Source organism: Halovenus halobia (genome assembly GCF_051414135.1).
Classification (GTDB): domain Archaea; phylum Halobacteriota; class Halobacteria; order Halobacteriales; family Haloarculaceae; genus Halovenus; species Halovenus halobia.
The window spans coordinates 1169172-1186907 of sequence record NZ_JBLKOA010000001.1; the positions used below are offsets into that span (position 1 = coordinate 1169172).

19 protein-coding genes are annotated in these 17736 nt (G+C 61.1%); 10 read left to right on the forward strand and 9 right to left on the reverse strand.

Going from position 1 to position 17736, the window contains the following annotated elements; all coding sequences use genetic code 11:
• Positions 1 to 180: 180 nt before the first annotated feature.
• Positions 181 to 417 (forward strand): HVO_2901 family zinc finger protein, encoded by a 237-nt coding sequence (locus tag ACMGFM_RS06230; protein WP_436901577.1) that lies wholly within the window; start codon positions 181 to 183, stop codon positions 415 to 417.
• A gap of 63 nt (positions 418 to 480) precedes the next feature.
• On the opposite strand, the gene ACMGFM_RS06235 is transcribed toward ACMGFM_RS06230, so the two are convergent.
• Positions 481 to 1185: an HAD family hydrolase gene (locus ACMGFM_RS06235; protein ID WP_436901578.1), complete on the reverse strand. Its 705-nt coding sequence runs from the start codon at positions 1183 to 1185 to the stop codon at positions 481 to 483.
• Between the two features lie 151 nt (positions 1186 to 1336).
• Here ACMGFM_RS06235 and ACMGFM_RS06240 point away from each other — a divergent pair, with 151 nt between their 5' ends.
• Both ACMGFM_RS06240 and ACMGFM_RS06245 read left to right on the forward strand, forming a co-directional pair.
• Positions 1337 to 2206 carry a ZIP family metal transporter gene (locus tag ACMGFM_RS06240; RefSeq protein ID WP_436901579.1) on the forward strand — a complete coding sequence of 290 codons (870 nt, stop codon included), beginning with the start codon at positions 1337 to 1339 and terminating at the stop codon, positions 2204 to 2206.
• 135 nt (positions 2207 to 2341) lie between these two features.
• A complete protein-coding gene (locus tag ACMGFM_RS06245) occupies positions 2342 to 2899 on the forward strand; it encodes a diadenylate cyclase (RefSeq protein WP_436901580.1) in 558 nt (185 codons plus the stop codon).
• A 129-nt stretch (positions 2900 to 3028) separates the two neighbouring features.
• On the opposite strand, the gene ACMGFM_RS06250 is transcribed toward ACMGFM_RS06245, so the two are convergent.
• The gene (locus ACMGFM_RS06250; RefSeq protein WP_436901581.1) at positions 3029 to 3298 is read right to left on the reverse strand and encodes a DUF7571 family protein; all 270 of its coding nucleotides are present in this window, start codon (positions 3296 to 3298) and stop codon (positions 3029 to 3031) included.
• 179 nt (positions 3299 to 3477) lie between these two features.
• On the opposite strand from ACMGFM_RS06250, the gene ACMGFM_RS06255 reads away from it, so the two are divergent.
• On the forward strand, positions 3478 to 3684 hold the full coding sequence (locus tag ACMGFM_RS06255; protein WP_011323528.1) for a cold-shock protein: 207 nt from the start codon (positions 3478 to 3480) through the stop codon (positions 3682 to 3684).
• Positions 3685 to 3800: 116 nt separating this feature from the next.
• Here ACMGFM_RS06255 and infB read toward each other — a convergent pair whose 3' ends face one another.
• The gene (infB, locus tag ACMGFM_RS06260) at positions 3801 to 5609 is read right to left on the reverse strand and encodes a translation initiation factor IF-2 (RefSeq protein ID WP_436901582.1); all 1809 of its coding nucleotides are present in this window, start codon (positions 5607 to 5609) and stop codon (positions 3801 to 3803) included.
• A gap of 148 nt (positions 5610 to 5757) precedes the next feature.
• Here infB and ACMGFM_RS06265 point away from each other — a divergent pair, with 148 nt between their 5' ends.
• Together ACMGFM_RS06265 and ACMGFM_RS06270 are read left to right on the forward strand one after the other, a co-directional pair.
• Complete coding sequence (locus ACMGFM_RS06265) at positions 5758 to 7266, forward strand: class I adenylate-forming enzyme family protein (RefSeq protein WP_436901583.1); 1509 nt, start codon at positions 5758 to 5760, stop codon at positions 7264 to 7266.
• Positions 7266 to 8456: an acyl-CoA dehydrogenase family protein gene (locus tag ACMGFM_RS06270; protein ID WP_436901584.1), complete on the forward strand. Its 1191-nt coding sequence runs from the start codon at positions 7266 to 7268 to the stop codon at positions 8454 to 8456. Before ACMGFM_RS06265 ends, ACMGFM_RS06270 begins: the two co-directional genes overlap by 1 nt.
• An 18-nt stretch (positions 8457 to 8474) precedes the next feature.
• On the opposite strand, the gene ACMGFM_RS06275 is transcribed toward ACMGFM_RS06270, so the two are convergent.
• Positions 8475 to 8930 carry a DUF7992 family protein gene (locus ACMGFM_RS06275; RefSeq protein WP_436901585.1) on the reverse strand — a complete coding sequence of 152 codons (456 nt, stop codon included), beginning with the start codon at positions 8928 to 8930 and terminating at the stop codon, positions 8475 to 8477.
• A 123-nt stretch (positions 8931 to 9053) separates the two neighbouring features.
• On the opposite strand from ACMGFM_RS06275, the gene ACMGFM_RS06280 reads away from it, so the two are divergent.
• Both ACMGFM_RS06280 and ACMGFM_RS06285 read left to right on the forward strand, forming a co-directional pair.
• Positions 9054 to 9962, forward strand: coding sequence for a GAF domain-containing protein (locus ACMGFM_RS06280; protein ID WP_436901586.1), 909 nt, complete (start codon positions 9054 to 9056; stop codon positions 9960 to 9962).
• The gene (locus ACMGFM_RS06285) at positions 9959 to 10645 is read left to right on the forward strand and encodes a DUF7504 family protein (protein WP_436901587.1); all 687 of its coding nucleotides are present in this window, start codon (positions 9959 to 9961) and stop codon (positions 10643 to 10645) included. The genes ACMGFM_RS06280 and ACMGFM_RS06285 overlap by 4 nt, the downstream gene beginning before the upstream one ends.
• Here ACMGFM_RS06285 and ACMGFM_RS06290 read toward each other — a convergent pair.
• On the reverse strand, positions 10637 to 11344 hold the full coding sequence (locus ACMGFM_RS06290) for a type 1 glutamine amidotransferase (protein WP_436901588.1): 708 nt from the start codon (positions 11342 to 11344) through the stop codon (positions 10637 to 10639). The genes ACMGFM_RS06285 and ACMGFM_RS06290 overlap by 9 nt on opposite strands.
• Positions 11345 to 11652: 308 nt before the next feature.
• Here ACMGFM_RS06290 and ACMGFM_RS06295 point away from each other — a divergent pair, with 308 nt between their 5' ends.
• Positions 11653 to 12762 (forward strand): glutamate-cysteine ligase family protein, encoded by a 1110-nt coding sequence (locus tag ACMGFM_RS06295; protein ID WP_436901589.1) that lies wholly within the window; start codon positions 11653 to 11655, stop codon positions 12760 to 12762.
• 1 nt (position 12763) lies between these two features.
• Here ACMGFM_RS06295 and ACMGFM_RS06300 read toward each other — a convergent pair whose 3' ends face one another.
• The 4 genes from ACMGFM_RS06300 to ACMGFM_RS06315 are packed head-to-tail and all read right to left on the reverse strand — an operon-like array spanning position 12764 to position 16653.
• Positions 12764 to 13801, reverse strand: coding sequence for a dipeptide epimerase (locus tag ACMGFM_RS06300; protein WP_436901590.1), 1038 nt, complete (start codon positions 13799 to 13801; stop codon positions 12764 to 12766).
• A complete protein-coding gene (locus tag ACMGFM_RS06305; RefSeq protein WP_436901591.1) occupies positions 13798 to 14799 on the reverse strand; it encodes an aldo/keto reductase in 1002 nt (333 codons plus the stop codon). The genes ACMGFM_RS06300 and ACMGFM_RS06305 overlap by 4 nt, the downstream gene beginning before the upstream one ends.
• A gap of 40 nt (positions 14800 to 14839) precedes the next feature.
• Positions 14840 to 15367 (reverse strand): hypothetical protein, encoded by a 528-nt coding sequence (locus ACMGFM_RS06310; RefSeq protein ID WP_436901592.1) that lies wholly within the window; start codon positions 15365 to 15367, stop codon positions 14840 to 14842.
• 38 nt (positions 15368 to 15405) lie between these two features.
• Positions 15406 to 16653 carry an aminotransferase class V-fold PLP-dependent enzyme gene (locus ACMGFM_RS06315; protein WP_436901593.1) on the reverse strand — a complete coding sequence of 416 codons (1248 nt, stop codon included), beginning with the start codon at positions 16651 to 16653 and terminating at the stop codon, positions 15406 to 15408.
• A 110-nt stretch (positions 16654 to 16763) separates the two neighbouring features.
• Here ACMGFM_RS06315 and ACMGFM_RS06320 point away from each other — a divergent pair, with 110 nt between their 5' ends.
• Entirely contained in the window at positions 16764 to 17735 is a 972-nt protein-coding gene (locus ACMGFM_RS06320; protein ID WP_436901594.1) for a beta-ribofuranosylaminobenzene 5'-phosphate synthase family protein, read from the forward strand.
• Position 17736 lies beyond the last annotated feature (1 nt).

Sequence of the window (17736 nt, forward strand, 5' to 3'; positions counted from 1 at the left end):
CTGCACCGCTCTCAGGAGTGGTACGTTTGGATTTATAGTCTATGGTAATTGCTCGCGTGCAGCGAGATAATCCGCCGAAATATTCGGTTGTTGTCTTGCGAATCTGGGATGTGACAGAGCGGAATCGCCAGGAGTGAACGTTCCGGTACAATTTTATGAGAGAACGCGGTATCTTCGAGTATGCCACATACGTGCCGTAACTGCAAACGGACATTCAGTTCCGAACTCGAACTCGACCTGCATCAGGACAACTGTGAGGATGGGGACCTCTTCTGTGACCGGTGTGGAAACCGGTTTGCGGAGCGAACCGCCACCGAGGACGGCTGGCACTACCACTGTCCCGAAGCCGACTGCGATGGTGAAGGTATTGGCGACGACATCCATCAGGTAACTGACGTCCGACTCCAGACACCGTAGAACCGGTCGCTCTCCGGGGGATTTTCTTCTCTTTTCTTTCTCGGTGCAGTGTGTGGCTAGCTATCACGTCTCTTCCGACTCCGTAGCCTGTGGCTCGGAACTCTCGAACACCGAGCAGTCGGCTATCGAGGCATACTGTGCTGTTGGCTCGGCGTCGACTGATGCGGCTGCTCCGATAAGCAGTGACGCCATCCCAACTGCGTTAGCCCCTGCAACGTCTGTCTCGGGGGTATCGCCAACGTGGACCGCTCGCGCAGGGTCGACGCCAAGACGCGTCAATACCTGCTCGAACGACTCTGTCGCGGGCTTTGGTGGACACTCTGCCCCTGCGACGACCACCGTTTCGACGTGGTCGTCAATTCCAGCTGCCTCGATTTTCTGTCGCTGTGCGTCGGCCGCGCCGTTGGTGATAACCGCTGTCTGATACTGGTCGCTGGCTGCTGTCAATACGCGCTCAGCCCCCGGAAGAAACTCGACACGCGACTGGTCTCGTTCGTCGGTGAACGCCGCCGCGACTGCCCGCCCCTGTTCGGGGTCAGCGCCGTGTTCTGCCGCCAGCGCGGCGAAACACTCCGCTCGGAGGCGCTCCTGTGACTCGTATTGTTCTGCAAATTCGTCGTACCGTGCGTAATACTCTTCGACGGGAAAAATCGGCTCAATCCCACAGCGCTCGTAGGCCCGCTGGAGCACCTCGCCCGGGGAGCGTTCATACTGCAACAGGGTGCCATCGAGATCGAAGGTGACTGCCTCGATTCGGTCCCAGTGCATCTCTCATCGACAGTTAGCTCCCCCGAGTAATGGCTTCTTACATTCCGAAGGCGCATCGAACTCGCTGCAAATGTCACAATGGGCCCCAATTTCCCCTCAGTTCGTGGTCCATCGACACGCTTATAATTCAGACTAGTCGTTGATACTCTAGATGAGTAATAACACGGCCTCCAAAGTTATTAACTACCGCGGTCGCTCGTCGGCACTCGGTTTTGCGGCGGTAGCGCTGCTGGTACTGTTGTCTGCTGTAGCGGTGCTGCAGGGTCTCTGGAAGATGCTCGCCATCTCGTGGGTGGCCTTCGGGGCGATGGCCGGGGCAATTCCGCTCGGGATTCGCGCGGCGCAGGCAGCCAACGCGACGCGACTGGTCTGGGGCTACGGGCTGGCAAGCGGCGCGATGATCACCAGCGCTGCTGTCTTTCTGTTGCCACAGGCTATCGGCTTCAACCCTCGCGTCGGTGGGTTCGGCGTCGCTGCCGGGATTCTCGTCGGCTTTGGCTCACACGTCGTTGGCCACCGCCTGGCTCACGTCAGCGAGACGTTCGACAACACGGCCGTCCAACTGACTGCACACGCCCTCTCGGCGGGTGTCATCATCGGGCTGGTGTACGGGTCGATGCCGGAACTCGGACTCCTGCTTGGACTCGCAATCGTCTCGCACAAGGGTCCCGCTGGCTACGCTGCTGCCCGGCGACTGGCCAGCGACGACCGTTCTGCCTCGGTTATTCTGTTGCCTGCGACCGGCGTCGGTATCGCCGGGATTCCGTCCGCACTCGTCCAGTTACCAATCGGCGCGCTCGGCCGGGCCGCAATCTTTGGCTTCGCTGCCGGTATCTTTTTGCACATCGCGATGGACTTCCTGCCCGAGTGTGAGGTCGGCGGCGAAGTCGGCGAGGTTGCGGAACTCTCGGACAACGCGCATCACCTCCTCGACCGACTCCGAATCCACGCTGTGCTCAGTACCTCCCTGGGCGGTGTCGTCGTTTTTGCGCTCTGGCTCGTTGTCGAGTCTGGATTCTGACGGCCGTTCCGGCTTACTTTTCTGTAGATCTCGATACCCGACTGCGCTGGACTCACCAGCGGCTGAGAAATTGCTGCGAGACAGCTGTCCAACCAGAGCTTAATACGTATCACGTTCTACTGTCATTAGAGCCTAATGAACGAGCTTGAGACAGTGCTGCAAAAGTACGCCACCAGTCAAGACCTCATGGACCAGATTCGGTACGTTGCCGAATCTCTGAGCATGGAGTTCGACCAGTGGGACGAGCAGTACGTGAGCGGTCCCAGCCTGTATTTTCTGGTCGTTGCCGAGACCGATTTTGAGGAATATACTGACCCGCTGGGGGAGAACGTGTGGCCAACTGACCGGTGTAAAGTCGTCTTCGATTCGCCCGACGCATTTCGCCGGGTCGCTGAAGATGTTGCATTCACCCGCGACGGAGCAATTGTCGTGACTGGGGATGGGACGATTCAAAGACAACTGGTCCGGGTTCGAAGCCCAACCCCTGCCGAATTCCCAGCAGCTGGAGAGCTCAGCTTTCCGGATTGGATGGGGACGAAACATATGAGCGCACTGGAAACGTCACTCCGGGAGAACGTCCTGTGGGCAATTACACTCAGTGAAGAAAACGGCCGTGTCACAACGTATCTCGATGGGACATATCAGGACTACCCTCGCGCAGAGATTGGTGGTCGGTGGCGACCTGACGGCTAGACCAGGTCTCATAGCGCTGGACAGCCGAACGCAGGGCTTCGAGTTGTACCACTATCGAACGCGAATCTCTCAGTCGAAGGGTCTGGCGCTATCGGTACTATAAAAAACCGTGTTGAGAGCGACGACCGCTCAGGTGGAGGCGTCACTGCGCGTCCAGCCAGGGTCCTGACCCGTGCTGTCGATAACGTCGGCCCGACACGCCGGGCAGTAGTCCGGAGTGATGGATTTGCTTCGGGGAACGTACACCGCGCCGCCACACTTCACGCACGCATCCGCGACGATTGTTGTGCAGTCCGCACAGACGCTGAAGTTATCGGCCGTGAGCTCGCGCAACGGTTCGAGCTGTTTATCGAGAATATACTCGTCGATGACCGTCTGGCAGTTCTGGCACGGTTTCATGTCGGTGCATGTTGTACCTCGTGATTGTCCGGTAAATATCTACCTCCGTAATTGAGCCGACCGCTGACGTTTGCTGCACTGCACACGACCACCCCAATCCGTGTGCCCATGGTCACGGGGTCCGTGGTACCGCGACTCTCGGAAGGGTTATCCCTTCCCCGGTTCAATGTCTGTTTGTAATGGCAAACGGTAAAGTTGATTTCTTCAACGACACAGGCGGTTACGGTTTCATTTCGACTGACGACGGCGACCTCGACGACGACGAAGACGTCTTCTTCCACATGGAAGATGTCGGCGGAGAGGACCTGACAGAAGGTACTGAGGTTGAGTTCGACATCGAGTCCTCACCAAAAGGCCCGCGCGCAGCGAACGTCGTTCGACTGTAATACTGGAACACCGCGTTCCAGAACTTTCCAACTTTCACTTTTTAGAGAACTACACTCCCCAGCGAGAGCGCTCTGCACCGTTGTAGACCATCGAGCGTAAGAAATAATACGACCAGCTACTTGCCCCAGAAGGGGTCACGGTTGCGGTGGTTGTCGAGATACATCGACAGCACCTCTCGCTCGTCGGCGGTAATATCCTCGTTCAGTTCCTGTTCGAGAATCTTCGCGTGTTTCTCAGGAATTTCGACCCACAGTTCGTCACCCTCCTTGATCTGTCGGCCAACGGTCGGACCATCAATTGAGACCGCGACGCGCTCGCCGGTGCGGGCCTCGTCGACATCTTCGCCCTCGTCCTGAATCGATTTCAACTGGCCGACGCGCTCTGGTTCGTTACCGTCGAAGTTGACGATGCGGCTGTTGCGGCGCAGCAGGCCGCCGCGAATCTCGACACCGACGACTGCCGGGTCAGACTGGCGGAAGGTGTGGTCGTCGAGAATCTCGAAGCGCGCTGGCCGGGTGATGTTGTCCAGTACCTGCTCCTGCTGGGCCTGCTCGATTTCCTCGACGTGGTCCTCGTAGCGCTCGATCAGTCGGTAGATGACGTCGTGCTCGAACAGCCGAACGTCCTCCTGCTCGGCCAGTTGTCGGGCGTCCTCGAGTACGTCGACGTTGAACCCGAGAATCGCCTGATGGTGGTCGGTGTCTGCCGTCTCGGCCATGCGGACGTCCCGCGGCGCAACGTCGCCGACCTCCGCAGACATAATCGGAATCTCGGCCTCTTCGAGCGTGCTCGCGAGCGCTTCGAGACTCCCGAGCGTGTCGGCTTTGATGGTCACGCCTTCTTCCTCGGTCGACACTTGAATATCTGCGAGTTCGGCTTTCACCTCGGCGACGACCTCGTCGACATCCTGATTTCTGACGACGCGGACCGGCGCGCCAGCCATCGCGTCGTCGAGGTCCGGGGCGGCGATTTTGACACCCTGTGCGGCGACGACTTCCTCGACATTCTCGAACTCCTCGTCCGAGCGAATCTCCGAGAGCGGGCGGGGTTGCAACAGCGCACGCACCTCGGTCACAATCGGGCCACTCTGGCCGCCGACCACAATCTGGTCGTTCTCGCGGATTGTCCCGTCGTAGATGACCGCGTCGATGGTCGCGCCGAAGCCCTGTGTATCGGTCACCTCCAGTACGGTACCCGCCGCAGGACCGTCGACATCGATGGCCATCTCCTCTTTCATGTACCGCTGGGAGAGTCCCATCAAGACAGTGAGGAGGTCAGGAATTCCCTCGCCAGTTTCCGCAGAGACAGGGACAACACCGATGTTCGACTGGAAGTTCTGGACGCGCCAGTACATATCCGCGGAGAACTCTTCGTCCGAAAGTTGGCCGATGATCTCGTAGAGGTTTTCGTTGAGGTCGCCCTGTACACGTTCGCTCTGGGCTTCGATGGCGAGTTTCGACGGGCGGCCTTCTTCGGGATTCCAGCCCGGAACGGTGTCGATTTTGTTCGCTGCCACGACGAATGGGGTGGAGGTGCGCTTGAGGATGCCGACGGCCTCGTGGGTCTGTGGCTGGAAGCCGTCGTTGACGTCGACGACAAGAATCGCAATATCAGCGAGTGCGCCGCCACGAGAGCGAAGCGTCGAGAACGAGTGGTGGCCCGGAGTATCGATAAAGAGTAGTCCGGGAAGGTCGAAATCGTCGGGGTTGACGAGGTCGCCAGCGATGCCGGAGATGACATCGAGTGGCACCGCGGTCGAGCCAATGTGCTGGGTAATTGCCCCTGCTTCGCCTTCGCTCACTGCGGAGCCGCGAATCTGGTCTAGCAGGCTCGTCTTCCCGTGGTCGACGTGGCCGAGTACTGCGACGATGGGGGTCCGCAACGACGACCCCTCGCCGTGCTCGGTCTGGTGGTGTTCAGACATCCCGTCTCACCTAGAACTGATAGATACCAGCCGTCGTTGCCATTTAAGAACATCGTTCGACGCCGTCACCGGGACGACTGGCACAGCCGTGACTGGTATTCACTGCCAAACTTTGAATAGGACTTCTTACATGAATACACACGGGTATATGAACTTTGCAAACTTCGTCGACAGGGCTGCGGGGGACCGACCAGAGGCGACAGCGCTGACAGACCCACAACGAGAGCTGAGTTTCGCGGCGCTCTCGGCGGAGACCGACCGCTTCGCCGGCGCGCTGGCCGAACTGGGGGTCGACCCGGGCGACCGGGTGGCGCTGTACCTGCCAAACAGCACGGTCTTTCTCGCCGCGTACTTCGGCGCGATGAAGCGGGGGGCCATTCCGTTCCCGATAAACATGCGCTTCGAGGGGGAGGAAATCGAGTACGTCCTCGACGACGCCGGCGCGAGTACCGTCGTCACTCACGGCCAGTTCGAGGACGTCATCGATAGCCTCGACGTGAACTCGCTCGAACAGATGATTGTCGCAGACGGCGAGCGCGGCCACAGCTATACGGACTTGGTACAGACGTCCGACCCTATCGAGCAAGTCTACCCGCGCAAGCAGGACGAACTCGCAGAACTGGTCTATACCTCGGGGACGACGGGCCGACCGAAGGGGGTCAAACACACCCACGGCAACCTCTCGGCGAACGCCCACGGGCTGATCACGTACATGGACTGGACACACCGGGAGACGACACTCACCGTCTGTCCGTGTTTCCACGTCTCGGGACTGAACGTCACCTCGACGCCGTTCGTCGTCGCGGGCGCAGAGAACCACTTCCTCCCACAGTGGGACCCGGAGACGGCGCTGTCGGTCATGGACGAACAGTCAGTGACCTACGTCTTCCTGATTCCGACGATGGCCATCGACCTGTTGCGGTTCGACGGACTCGAGGAGTACGACCTCTCTGCGCTCGAGACCATCGGCGTCGGTGGCTCACCGATGCCCAAAGAGCGAATCGAGGCTGTCGAGGAGACGTTCGACGTGACGCTGCTCGAGGGCTACGGCATGACCGAGACGACGCCGCTGGCAGCGATCAACCGCCCGGACCAGGACGTCTACCAGGCCGGCAGTATCGGTCCCGTCGCCGAGGAGGTGGTCGACGTGCGCATCGAGGACCCGAACTCCGGGGAGGCGGTCGAGACCGGCGAGAAAGGCGAGTTGTTGTGGCACGGCGACACCATCACGCCGGGCTACTACAACCTCCCGGAGAAGAACGAGCAGGCCTTCGTCGAGCGTGCGGGCAAACGCTGGCTTCGCTCGGGCGATATCGGCCGGATGGATGAGCACGGCCACCTCTTCGTCGAGGACCGCATCGACGATATGATAATCAGCGGCGGCGAGAACGTCTATCCACGAGAGATCGAAGACGTCATCTACGAACTCGACGGCGTGGCCGAGGCGGCGGTCATCGGCAGCCCACACGACCGCCTCGGCGAGCAGGTGACCGCAATCGTCGTCGCCGACGACGCCGTGACCGTCGAGGATATCGAAACCGTCGTCCGTGGACAGCTGGCGGACTACAAGATTCCCCGCCGTGTCGAGTTCGTCGACGAACTCCCGAAGACCTCCACGCGAAAGATAGACAAGGTGAGCCTTCGAGAGCGATTCTAATGGTCGATTTCTCGCTCACGGCCGAACAACAGGCCGTCAGAAAGACCGCACGTGAGTTCGCCGAAAACGAGATTGCGCCGATTGCCCGCGAGGCCGAGGAGACGGAGACATGGCCCGAAGATGTCTGGGAGGCCGCCGTCGACGCGGGGCTGGTCGGCGCGGACATCCCCGAGGAGTACGGCGGCGCGGGGATGGGCACACTCGAGAGTGTCCTCGTCGTCGAAGAACTGTCCAGGGTCGACGCGGGCGTCGCGGCGGCACTCGGCACAGACTTCGGGACGGGAATGATAGAGGAGTACGGCACCGAGGCCCAGAAAGAGTGGATTCTGGGCGGCGTCGCCTCGGGAGAGGTCATCACCGCGATGGCGAACACCGAACCCAGCCACGGCAGCGACGCCGCGAGTATCGAGACCAGCGCCGAACGAGACACCTCCGAGCGAAGCTCGGCGAGCCCTGCGTCGACCGAGGCGACGCAGGACGGCGACGAGTACGTCATCGACGGCGTGAAGACGTTCACAACGCACGGCTCCATCGCCGACGTCATCCTGACGATGTGTCGCACGTCGGCGGGTGGCCACGACGGTATCTCGGCCATCCTCGTCGAGACCGACCGGGACGGACTCGAGGTCGAATCAGAGATTCACAAGATGGGCTGGAACGCCACCGAGACCACCCAACTGCGGTTCGACGGCGTCCGGGTGCCCGAAGCGAACCTCGTCGGACAGGAGGACCTCGGGTTCTACCAGCTCATGGATTTCTTCGAGGTCGAACGCGTCGGTGTTGCCGCCGGAGCGCTCGGTATCGCCGCGGGCTGTCTGGACGAGGCGGTCGGCTACGCCCACGACCGCGAGCAGTTCGGCCGGCCAATCAAGCAGTTCCAGGCCATCCAGCACAAACTCGCGGATATGGCCGTCAAGACGGAGCACGCCCGCCGACTGGTCTACGACGCCGCCGCCCGCATCGACGACGGCGACAGTCCGCGCAAACTGGCGAGCATGGCGAAACTGTCCGCGAGCGAAGTCGCCGAGGAGGTGGCGAGCGACGCGGTCCAGATTCACGGCGGCAACGGCTACACCCGCGACTACCCGGTCGAACGGCAGTACCGCCACGCCAAAATCTACCAGATTGGCGAGGGAACCAGCGAGATACAGCGCTCGATCATCGCCGAGGAACTGCTCGCCGAGCGGTAACCGTCGTTCGCCCGCCCCTCAGAAATCCGGCAGGTCGTCGGGGGCCTCGTACTCCGTCTCCCAGTCGATATACTCGTCTTTCAGGACGTCACAGACAATCTGGCCCAGTTCCGTCAGCGAGGCGTTGATACTCGACACTGTACCCCACGACTCGATATCTGGGTGGTAGTCTCGTTCTTTCCAGTCCTCGGGGATTCCGGGAGCGTGATAGCCGACGCGCTCGGCGAAGGAATCCCAGAAGAAGTCGAACCGCCCGATCATCTCCAGGTCGAGCATAATCTCGAAGTCGTGTTCGTCCATCTCTGTCTCGGCGGCCCACTGCTCGAAGGATTCCTCCCACGCGCCTTCCCGCAGGAACGCCTCCAGTTCGTCGCGCTTGTAATCGGTGTCGCCAACCACCTCTGCGTCCTCGTACTCGTTGGGGTCCATTCCCTCCAGTTCGGGTGGGTCGGGGACAGCCACGTCGAGACTCATACGCCACGGTTGGGCCGGCGCAAACATAAAGCCGTGACTTGCCGCTCCCTGGCAGCCGTTTTCGTGGTTGATAGTCGGGCCGGTACGTACATACCGACGGGAATCGACCACTTTTGTAATTGTATGTCACACCGGATTCTCTGTGTCCACCCGGACGAGGCCGAGCGAGCGGAGACGGTCGAACGCCTCCGGACCGAACTCTCCGACCTAGACCTCTCGTTTACCACCGTCGATGGAGTGGACGGGGCAACTGACGCGCTTGGACAGGACGTCGCCGCAGTCATCACGGAATACGAACTCGCAGACGGCACCGGATTCGATGTGATTACGCAGGCCGACCAGCACTGTCCCGACGCTGGCGTTGTCCTGTACACGGACACCGACCCCGACACGCTCGACACCACAGCGTTGCGGGGCGCGCTGACCGAGTACGTCGGCAAAGGTTCAGTCTTCGGAACCGAACGCCTCGGAGAACTGCTCCGGACGACTATCGAGAACAACACCCAGAGCTCCTACCCGGTGCCACAGACCGAACAACAGCGACTGGTCGCGCTGCAGTCGTACGACCTCGACGACCCGGGCCTGCTCGACGCGCTGGACCGAATTACGGACCTCGCTGCTGAGCACTTCGAGGTCGAGCAATCTTCGATCAACATCATCAACGAGCACAGTCAGGAGTTTCTGGCCTGCTACGGGACGGCCGAGGAGTGGGACTCGATGGACCGCGAAGACTCCATTTGCACGTTCACCATCCTCGAAGACGACAACGTGATGACTGTCTCCGACGTGACCGAGGACCCGCGATTCGAGTCTCGCAGCGAGACGCTCATCGACATGGGAATCCAGTCGTATATGGGGGCAAATCTGGTTGCGCCGTCTGGCCTCGTCATCGGTCCGCTCTGTGTCTACGACACGGAACCGCGGGAGTTCTCACTCGCCGATGAGGCGTATCTCCAGAAACTCGCTGCAACGGCGATGGACCTCATCGAACTGCACACGCAATTCGACGCCGCGATGGAGGGTGAACAATGAGTGACGCTGGCCCCGCGGGCTACGAGTTCGGTGACAACATTCCAGTCGAGCCAATCGAGGCGGGAACGACGGTGTTCGTCGCCGGGCCGGCGCTCAGCCCATCTGAAGACCTCGCGCGGGCGATGGTCGCCCACGGGACCGGGTTCGGCGAGGGGTCACTGTTCATCTCGACGAACATGACCTGCAAGAAGTTGTTGCAGTCCTGTCAGCGTAACGACCCGGCTATTGACCCGACACAGATGGGAATTATCGACTGCAGCGGGCAGGATATCGGCAAGGCAGAACTGAGTGCCGAGGTCAAGTACGTCTCGACACAGAGCGATCTGACGGGTATTGGAATGAAGTTCTCGGCGCTGTACGAGTCGCTCTACCCCGCGGTTGCCGAGGGGCGGGTCAGGACCGGACTCATCAGCCTCTCGTCGCTGTCGATGTACGTCGACCTGCGGACGCTGTTCCAGTTTTCCCAGACACTTGCGGGACGCATCGACAGCGCAGACGGCCTCGGCGTGTTCGCAATCGACCCGACGACACACGATACAAAGACAGTGAACACGCTCAGTCAGGCTGCCGACGGTCGCATTGAAGTCCGTGACGCCGAGGAAAGTGATGCTGACGGCGAACTCAGAATTCGCGGATTGACTGACCAGCCCGACGACTGGCAGCCCTTTAGGCTGTCAGGCTGACTCGGCCGTTTCCTCGACTGGCTGGCGGTCTCTGACGAACGACAGAAAGTTCTCGAAGACTGTCGTTGCCTCCGCTGCTGCGTCGATGTTCTCCTCGGTAATCCCATCGAAGACGCGCTGGACCTTCTCCTCGGGGAGTTCGTCCTTGCCGCGCGTGACTCGCTCGGCCATCGCCCGGTCGTACTCCGGGTGAAACTGGACGGCGAAGACCTGTCCCTGCCGGAAGCCGTGGATTCCGTAGTCGTTTCTGGCGAGCAACTCTGCGCCGGGCGGCAGCCGTGTCACCCGGTCTGAGTGCGTCGTAAAGACCGTGAAATCGCGGTCGATACCCTCGAACAACACTGAGGTCCCCTCGTGTTCGACCGTCCGGTAGCCGATTTCGTACTCACCCATGTTCTCGACCGACCCGCCGAGTACATCCGCCAGCAACTGATGGCCAAAGCAGACGCCGAGATGTGGCATCCCCTGCCGGATTGCGGAGCCAACCCACGTTTTGAGTTGGCCAATCCACTCCCGGTCCCAGTAGACCGACGCCCGCGACCCCGTAATGAGACAGCCGTCGAACGACAGCGTCTCCGGAAACTCACACGCCGTCACGTCGAAGTTGACGAGTTCTGCGGGCACTTCCCGCTCGAAATTCTTGCAGGTCTCCTCGCCAGCGTGCGCGGCGTTCAACAGCGCAATTCGGGCATTTGACACTGCTGATATCTGTGTCTTCTGACTACATAAACGTTGTAGTATTGAATTTTATTAGATTTTCCTGATTGTATACTCACTCAAACTGCGCATGAATTGCTATAATTAATTTTTGAGAACTCAAATTACACTATTCTACTAGCTTTGTCGAATAAGGTTACAATATTGGTTGCTAATTGCGCAGATTTGTGAAAGAACAGTTCAAATATTGCGCAATTCCTGCTGTTTATGCTGTAGTAAAATATTCGTTGAGACGAACAGAACGCCAAGCGGTTGGCTGCAACGCCTTCCGGAGTCATCAGATCAGGACTGTGTCAGCACACGAATCGGAACCTATTCGTCGGAGCATCGAAGTCGAGTACTGGGTCATCGACGACCACGGACGACTCGTCGAACCTGACGGGCTGACAGACGCTGCGGTCGGCGTCGAACGTGAGTTCGTCGCACCCATGCTGGAAATCAAAACGACACCGTGTGCGTCACATACCGAACTTCGCCGGGAACTCTACGGCCGAATCGAGGCGGTACTTGAACTGGCTGACGAGCGTGGTCAGCATCTCGTTCCGCTGGCAACCCCAATTACCGCCGATTCGCTTCGGGACCTGCCCAGCGACCGGACCGACGTGCAGGCCGAACTGATTGGCGAGGAGTTCGAGTACGTCCGCCACTGCGCTGGGACGCACATCCACGTCGAACAACAGTCCGGGCGAGCGGTCGAGCAGTTGAACACGTTCATCGCAATCGACCCTGCCCTTGCGCTCGTCAACTCTGCGCCGTACTACCGCGGCGAGGAGGTAGCGACCGGAGCGCGCTCGAAACTATACCGCTGGCTGGCCTACGATAATCTGCCACACCAGGGCCGATTGTGGCCCTACGTCGACAGCAAAGCGGAGTGGAACCGCCGACTCGAACGCCGCCACGAAGAATTCACAACCGCGGCTGTTGGGGCGGGTGTCGACCGCCAGAGTATCGAGGCGAACTTCGACCCCGAGAGTTCGGTGTGGACGCCCGTACAGTTCCGGGACACTTTCGATACTGTCGAGTGGCGCTCGCCCGACACTGCTCTCCCGGGTCAGGTTATCCAGTTGGCCGACCAACTTGCGACAATCACCGAGTCGCTGCAAAGCGCCGACGTCCGCATCGACGGGTCGACGCCGGAGTTCTCAGCAGCGGCGGTCGTGCTCCCCGAGTTCTCCCACGTTCTCGACCACGTCGAGACAGCCATCACTGATGGCCTCACCGACGACCTGCGGGAGTATCTCGACGAATTTGGGTTCGATGTCGACGCCTACGAGCCGACAACGTCGGAGTTAGCCGGTAGCGGTCACATCTCCAGAGAGGAGGCCAGAGAGATTCGTCTCGAACACGCGAACCGACTCGAAGACGACCTCAACCACAGAATATCGGCGGCCGGAGACTGACTCACTCCGCCCGCGTCACGCCCGTCCCTTCTTCGACGGCCGAGAGGTCGACGTTCCCGTTCGGCATCGGGATTCCTTCGTAGGGGTCCGCTGAGAGTAACAGCGAGCCGTCGAGGTCGGCATACTCCACGAGCGGCGCGAGGTGACACGACCCCGCGAGCGACGCCATGCTCTCGACCATACAGCCGAGCATGACATCGAGGCCGTGGGCGTGTGCAGTCTCGATCTGTCGTATGGCTGGCCGAATCCCACCACACTTCGCGAGTTTCACGACCACGATATCGACAGCCGAGACTGCCAGCACGTCCGTCGCGGTCACGCAGGACTCGTCGGCAGCGACTGGCAAAAATCCCTCCTCGGCGACCCGTGCAAGCCCGTCTGGGTCGTCGGCCGGGACAGGTTGCTCGACGAACTCGACGCCGGCGTTTGCGAGCCACTCCATTTTCTCGATAGTTTCTTCTGCAGTCCACGCACCGTTGGCGTCGACGCGAATCCGTGCCTGTGGCACCGTCTTCCGAATTGCGTCCATCCGTGCCCGGTCGTCGTCGGTTCCGAGTTTCACCTTCAGGACTCGATAGCCCGCACCCAGCGCCTTCTGTGCCGCGCTGGCCATCCCCGCTGGCGAGTCGATACTCACCGTGTAGGAACTCGTCGGCGACAGCGTGGGGTCGAGTCCGAGCCGACGGTACAGTGGCTCGTGTGCCTGTCTGGCCGCCAAATCGTGGACAGCGACCGACACCGCCGCTCGCGCTGCAGCCTCGTCGGGCGCTCGCTCCTGCAACACTCCCTCGATGGTCTGCTGGCGCGTCGGGTCACCGATATCGGTGACGGCGTCGAGCAACTCCGGCAGGACGGACTCGACGCTCTCGACGCTCTCGCCGTAGTACGCCGACGGCGCGGCCGCGCCGATTCCCGTCTCGCCGTCCTCGCCGTCGAGGCGAACAACGATTGTTTCGGTCGTCTGGCTGGTCCCGCGTGCAATCTCGAAGCCGCCGTCGATGGCGAGTTCGTATCGCTCAGTGTCGCTCCCGACAATCATACCATGTCGGCAAACGGCCCGTCTCCCGCTTCCTCCAGGCGCTCGAACTGCTCGTCGGAGAGGTCGACCGACGCCGCCTTCAGGTTCTCTTCAAGCTGGTCGACGGTTCGGGCACCGATGATTGGCGCGGTCAACGCCGGATGTGCAATCTGGTAGGCGACGGCGACCTGTGCCTCGGACGCCCCGACTTCGTCGGCAACTTCACGCACAACATCGAGCGTCTGGAAGTTCTCTTCGGTCAGGTAGCGGTCTTCCCAGCCCTCGCTGTCCGAGGCGGTCGAATTCTCGGGTGTCCCCTCACCGCGCTCGTACTTGCCGGTGAGAAAGCCCTGTCCGAGCGGGCTCCACGGGCAGATACCGAGGCCGCGCTTGCGGCAGAACTCCATGTACTCGCCTTCGATTTCCCGGTCGACGAGATTGTATCGGGGCTGGGTGACGCTGAATTTTGCCCAGCCGTAGCGCTCGGCGAGTTCGTTCGCTTCGGCTATTTTCCAGGTGTTCGGGAGGAACGTCGACGCGCCGAGGTAGTTGACCTTCCCGTCCTGTACGAACCCGTCGAGCGTGCGCATCAACTCTCGGGCCGGGGTATCGTCGTCCCAGCGGTGGATGTAGAGCACGTCGAGGTAGTCGGTACCGAGGCGGTCGAGCATCAGGTCGATCTGTCGGCGCATGTGCTTGCGGCTTAGGCCGTTGCCATTCGGGTCGTCCTCGCGGGTCGGCCAGTAGATTTTCGAGGCGATGACGAAGTCTTCGCGGTCCCGGTCTTCGAGCCACTCGCCAATCCACTCTTCGCTGACGCCGCCGCCGTACACGTCGGCGGTGTCGATGAACCGTCCCCCTGCAGCCTCGTAGGCGTCGAGCAGTTCGTGGGCCTGCTCGCGGCTGGTTTCGAGGTTGCCCTCGCTGGTCTCGCGGCCGAAGCGCCAGGTCCCGAAGGCAATCTCGCTGACCTGCAGTCCTGTCTGTCCCATCCGAACCGTGTCGATAATTTCGTCCATAACTGGGCTCTCGGGCTCCACAGTGTAGAAACGTGCGGATTCACTCTTGTTGGGCTTCCAGACGTTTCACCTGGACGTAGGTTCGGGTTGCGGCTGCAAAGCCGGCGAGGACGAGGCCGAGTGAGCCGAAAATTGCCAGCCATAGCCCGATTCCCGCCGAGAACGAGGAGGGAAGTCCGGCGTAGTTGCCGACCCGGACGAGTTCGCTCTGGCTGTCGGTGCTGATGACCGCCCACATGAGGAGTGCGACGAAGGCCGCCGCAAGGCCCAATATGCCGACAAGAAACTGGAGGAAAATCGTCCAGCGGAAGGCGGCGATGACCAGCGCCGCGAGCGCGACGCCGAGGACGACTTCCGGGAATATCGAAATCTCTCCGGCAGCGACCGACGCCTGTAGCGTCTCCGAGAGGTTCACGACCGCACCACCGCCGTCGATTGGCTCTGCGGGACCGTCGATGCGCGCCCACGGGAGGAGGTAGCTCGCAAAAATCACGAGACTGCTCAGGACAGCAGCCGCTCTGAAGGGGTCGGCCTCCTCGATATCGACGTCTGCCAACGATTCCGACATACGAGTGCACACCGGCCGCCGGAAAATAACCCTGCTGGTTAGGCGAACAACTGTCGCGCGTCGTCCAGTGCCTCAACCATCGTATCGATTTCAGCCTTCGTGTTGTAGATGTAGAACGACGCTCGCGCCGTCGCGGCGACGCCGAGTTTGTCGTGTAGCGGCTGGGTACAGTGGTCACCCGCCCGGACGGCGACGGCGTAGTCGTTGAGAATCTCCGAGAGGTCGTGTGCGTGGACGCCTTCGACGTTGAACGAGACGAGGCCGCCGCGGTGTTCGCCCGCTGGCGGTCCGAACGTCTCGATATCGTCGAACTCCTCGAACCGCTCCAGCGCGTACTGGGCGAGTTCGTTCTCGTGGCGTTCGACCTTCTCCATGCCGATGTCTTCGAGATAGTCGACAGCCTCTGCAAGTGCGATTCCGCCGGCGATAATCGGTGTGCCGGCCTCGAACTTCCAGGGGAGTTCGTTCCAGGTCGAATCCTCGAAGGTGACCTTCGTAATCATGTCGCCGCCGTAGAGATACGGCTCCATCTCTTCGAGGATGTGTTTCTTCCCGTAGAGGACGCCAATGCCCGTCGGGCCACACATCTTGTGCCCCGAGAAGGCGTAGAAATCCACGTCCATCTCCTCGACATCGACCGGACGGTTCGGCACTGCTTGCGCGCCGTCGGCGAAGATGTAGGCGTCGTTGTCGTGGGCCAGCTCTGCCAGTTCTTCGATTGGGTTGATGACGCCGAGCACGTTCGAGACGTGGACGACAGAGACCATCGCTGTATCAGGCCCAATCAGTTCCTCGGCGTGGTCCATATCCAGCCGGCCATCCTCGTCAATCTGGATGTACTTGACCTCTGCGCCGGTCCGTTTTGCGATCTGTTGCCACGTCACGAGCGAGGCGTGGTGCTCCATCTCCGACAGCACCACTTCGTCGCCGGGGCCGAGTTCGTTCAGCCCCCACGCGTAGGCGACGGTGTTCATGCTCTCGGTGGTGTTTTTGGTGAAGATGACCTCTTCGCGGCCGCCGCTTGCGCCGATGAACTCGGCGACGCGGTCGTGGGCCTCCTCGTAGGCAATGGAGGCCTCCTGTGAGAGCTGGTGCAGACCGCGGTGGACGTTGGCGTTTGTCTCGCGGTAGTAGCTACTGATGGCGTCGATTACCTGGTCGGGCGTCTGTGTCGTTGCCGCGTTGTCGAGGTAGACGAGTTGCTGGTCCCCAAACTCGCGCTCGAGAATTGGGAAATCGCTGCGTATCGCCTCGACATCGAGGACATCGGGCTCAGTTGTTGCCATTACAACTAGAAAAGGGCCGAACAGACAACATTATTTCGGTTGACCGAAACGAATCTTTGCCCCGTAGCATTCTCGGTAGCTTCATACCCGACGACTCGTAACGGGCTGACATGACGACCGTGACGGTCGAGACTGGCGCGCGACTGCACTTCGGCTTTCAGAATCTCTCGCTGGCTCACGAGCGACTCTACGGTGGCGTCGGGGTCGGACTCGCGGAGCCACGGCTGACGGTCCGAGTAGAGCCGGCGACAACCATCGAGTGCCCGCAGTCGTGTCGCTCCTACGTCGAGCAGGCCGTCGACGCGCTCGGTGTCGACGGCGCTGATGTTGCGCTCGTCGAAGGCTACGACCGTCACGTCGGCCTCGGCAGTGGGACACAGATTGCGCTCGCGTCGGTAGTTGCCATCGCCAGCGCACACGACCGCTCGGTCGACCCGCGTGCACTCGCGCCGCAACTGGGTCGTGGCGGGCGCAGCGGCGTCGGGGTTGCAACCTTCGAGTCCGGTGGATTCGTCGCCGACGTAGGCCACCCGACAGAACGATTCACGACCGCGCCGCCGGGCCAGGGGTCGTGGGCCGTTCCGAAACCCCTCTGCCGGTGGACACTCCCCGATGACTGGCGGTTTGTGCTACTCACGCCCGAGGAATCCAAAGGACGTAGCGGCGACGAAGAAGACCAGAGTATTCGGACGATTGTCGAGCGCGCCGACGGCTCCATCGCTGACGACATCGCAACGCTGCTGACCCGGCGACTGCTCCCGGCGGTCGCCGAGGGTGACCTGGCGGCCTTTGGCGCGGCGGTCTCTCGACTCGGTCGACTCAACGGCGCGTGGTTCGCCGACGAACAGGGTGGTGTCTATCGCCCACCAGCGGGACGGTTGATCGACCAACTGGACTCGAGTCCAGCAATCGTCGGCACCGGACAGTCGTCGTGGGGGCCAACGGTCTACGGCGTCACCAGCGCAGACCGAGCGGAAACGGCACGGGCGGCGGGCCAGGACGCGCTCGACGACGCGGGTCTCGATGGGAGCGTTCGACTCGTTGCGCCGGGCAACTCGGGCGCGACCGTTCGAGAAGAGTGAT